The sequence below is a fragment of the Noviherbaspirillum denitrificans genome (assembly GCF_002211445.1).
Lineage (GTDB): Bacteria > Pseudomonadota > Gammaproteobacteria > Burkholderiales > Burkholderiaceae_D > Noviherbaspirillum > Noviherbaspirillum denitrificans.
Window position 1 is genome coordinate 1,137,594 of record NZ_LSTO01000001.1, and the last position, 2,877, is coordinate 1,140,470.

The 2,877-nt window shown below is 65.3% G+C and carries 3 protein-coding genes; 1 reads left to right on the forward strand and 2 read right to left on the reverse strand.

The annotated features are described in order from the left end of the window. Nucleotides 1-294 precede the first annotated feature (294 nt). A complete protein-coding gene (locus tag AYR66_RS05660) occupies nt 295-735 on the forward strand; it encodes a tlde1 domain-containing protein (RefSeq protein ID WP_234814772.1) in 441 nt (146 codons plus the stop codon). Here AYR66_RS05660 and AYR66_RS05665 read toward each other — a convergent pair. Both AYR66_RS05665 and AYR66_RS05670 read right to left on the reverse strand, forming a co-directional pair. Then, complete coding sequence (locus AYR66_RS05665) at nt 732-1,463, reverse strand: transporter (RefSeq protein WP_088706717.1); 732 nt, start codon at nt 1,461-1,463, stop codon at nt 732-734. The genes AYR66_RS05660 and AYR66_RS05665 overlap by 4 nt on opposite strands. Nucleotides 1,464-1,551: 88 nt before the next feature. After that, the coding region (locus AYR66_RS05670; RefSeq protein WP_206047070.1) for a sensor domain-containing diguanylate cyclase at nt 1,552-2,877 on the reverse strand (1,326 nt) is incomplete at its 5' end.

The window sequence follows — 2,877 nt, forward strand, 5'->3', positions numbered from 1 at the left end:
CGCGTGGCGCGCCACCTGACGGAATTCGCGGAGCTTGAAGGCGAAATGCGGCTGATGCAGATGCGCGGCCAGTTCGATGAAGTGGAGCCGCTGGTGCGCAAGATGAATGCGCTGGTGGCGTCGATCAGGCAGGTGCAACTGGCGCTTGGATGAATTCCGGCCGGCTATCGCCGACACCTGCGCGATGTGCGATGCGGACGTGCAGATACCTGCGTTTTCCGGCATCTCGATCGGCAGTCGCCGCCCTACAATCCGGAGTTAAGTTTTTTGCAACTTCACTTCGGGGAAACTGGCATGCGCGATTGCACGTTCGAACTCAATGGCGAACCGATGAGTGTGCTGAAATTCCGCACCAAGGCATTCCCCGCATTCTCGGGCAAGGGTGCGCAAGTGAACCAGCGGCGCTTCGCCTGCCCCTATGGCAGCGGTCCCATTGCGCCGGGCATGTACTTCATCCTCGACAGTGAATCCGGCGGCCCGCGCGGCCTGTTCAACGGCGCCTGGTTTGCCTTGTACGCGATGGACAACAGGGTCGACGACGACACCTTCCGCAACGAGGTGATGCGCGGGCGTCTCCGCCTGCAAGCCAGGGGAACGCAGGTTTCAAGCGAAGGCTGTATCGTGATCGACGATGCGGCGCAGTTTGCAATCCTGCGGGCCATGCTGAAGAGTGAATCGCCGCGGCTTGTTCCGCGATCGGACCTGAAGGCATATGGAACGCTGATGGTCGTCTAAAACCGGACCGTCACACCCGCCCCCACCTGGCGGTGTGTCTCCGCCGAATTCAATCCCGCCTTCCATCCGATATCGAGATCCAGCTTCTCCGACGGCGAATAAATCATCCCCAACAGGATGAACGCCGGATGGGTCCGCTCGCTACGCGCTGTATTGCGCGCGACGCCGGAATCGACCAGTGCCTTCCACCCTTCGGCCACTTCACGGATGGCCGCCGCCGACAGGCGCCAGACGTAGCGCCGGTTCTGGTCGTGGTCGACGGGAAGCGCATAGCGATTGACCGCGAGGCCGGCATTGCCGAGCAAGGTCCATTCTCCCGCCTGGTGCGACGCCAGCAGCGTCAGGCCGGCATGCGCGCGTCCGCTGCCCAGTCCCCTGTTCTCGTTCCCGGTCGCGAAAAACAGTTCGGGCTTGAGGCCGAACGTCGTGCCTGCGCTCTCGCTGAAGCGCCACTTGAATCCGGCCGCCACATCGCCGAGGCCGGACGGACTGGTCGTGGCAGCAGGCAGCGTGACGAAGGCATCGAGCGCGTCGCGCAGGCCGTAGGTATAGGTGATGGCCGCCGACTGGCTCGACACGCCGGCATCGCGCATGCGGTCGGTGTTGAGTTCGAGCTGGTGATTGCCGCGGCCTTGCGTGCCGGTGTCATCGGTGACGAGGGGATGCGCGGCGTGCGCTGTGCCGGCGGCAAGAAAGACGAGGGAACAACAAATGGCGAATGGCTTCATGTTGTCTCGGCAGAGATGATGGAGCCGCCATCTTGCCTGATCGCGTGACGCGTGCCAACCACAGCGCGCGCCAGAGGGCGTCAGCGAATCAGGCTTCCTGCGCCACCGGAATTTCCACCACCACGACCCTGTCCCTGCCCGCGGACTTGGCGCGGTACATCGCCTTGTCGGCGGCGGCGATGAGGGAGGTCTCGTCGGTCGCGCGATCGGGATAGCTCGCCACGCCGAAGGATGCGGTGACCGGCCCGATGGTGTGCCCGCCGTAGGAGACGCGCAGCGACCGGACGGCGGCGCACAACTTTTCCGCGCGCGCGGTGGCGTCGTGGATATCGCACTCCGGCATCAGCACGACGAGCTCTTCGCCGCCGAAGCGGCAGACGAGGTCGCCATCGCGCACGCTGGCCTTGACCTGTTCCGCCACGGTGCGCAGGACCGCATCGCCCGCCTCGTGGCCGTAGCGGTCGTTGATCGACTTGAAGTGGTCGACGTCGATCATCATCAGCGACAGCGGGCAAGCCTTGCGGCGGGCGCGGGACAGTTCGCGGGACAGCGTCTCGTCCATGTAGCGGCGGTTGAACAGGCCGGTGAGCGGATCGATGATCGATTGCAGCTTCAGCACTTCCTTCAGCCTGGCGTTGGACAGCGCAAGGGCAAGCTGCTCGGCAAGGGCAGTCGCCAGGTTGACGCGGCCGGCGGCGAGCTCCTTGTCCTCATCCTCCCGCGCCGGCATCTCGACCGTCATCAGGCCGATGATTTCGCCCTGCGCCGACAGGGGCAGGCAGACAATCGCGCGGCCCGGCGCAAGATCCCGGTGGTGGTGCGGGCAATACAGCGCGTCCTTGCCCTGCACCAGGTGCACGCGCCCGAGGCGCAGCCCCCAGCACTCGTGCGGCTCGATGGCATCCTTCGCATGGGACGGCTCGCCCCACTGCAATGCCTTCTCCAGCAGGTTGCGCGAGTTCCGGTACAGGAACAGTTCACCCGAGGTGTCCTGCATCAGCTTGACGGTGAAGACGGAGATGCTCTCCAGCGTTTCGGCAAGCGACATGGATGAATCCAGCGTGCGCGCCATCTGCGCCAGCAGCGACATTTCCACGTTGCGCCGGCCCAGCTCCGCCATGCCGCCCCGCAGCTCGTTGCTCAAGCCTTGCAGCTCGTTCACCGTAACGCGGTGGCGCTTGAGCAGCCTGAACAGGAACTGCAGCGCGATGGCCACGAGGAGCACGTCGGTCAGTGTCGCCGCCAGCGTGGCCACGGCGGCGAGACTGGCATAGCGTCCCGCTTCGCGCCGCAGCCGTTCCCGCAGCACATGCTCGGAGGCGGTTACCGCCGCAACCTCGACGCGGATGTCGTCCATGTAGTGCTTGCCGCGACCGGTCGAGACCGATGCGCGGGCGGCATCGCTGCCCGCGGC

Excerpts from the sequence above, each read along its gene's own strand:
- AYR66_RS05660 (WP_234814772.1), top strand. The coding sequence starts at position 295 with ATGCGCGATTGCACGTTCGAACTCAATGGCGAACCGATGAGTGTGCTG.
- AYR66_RS05665 (WP_088706717.1), bottom strand. The coding sequence starts at position 1,463 with ATGAAGCCATTCGCCATTTGTTGTTCCCTCGTCTTTCTTGCCGCCGGC.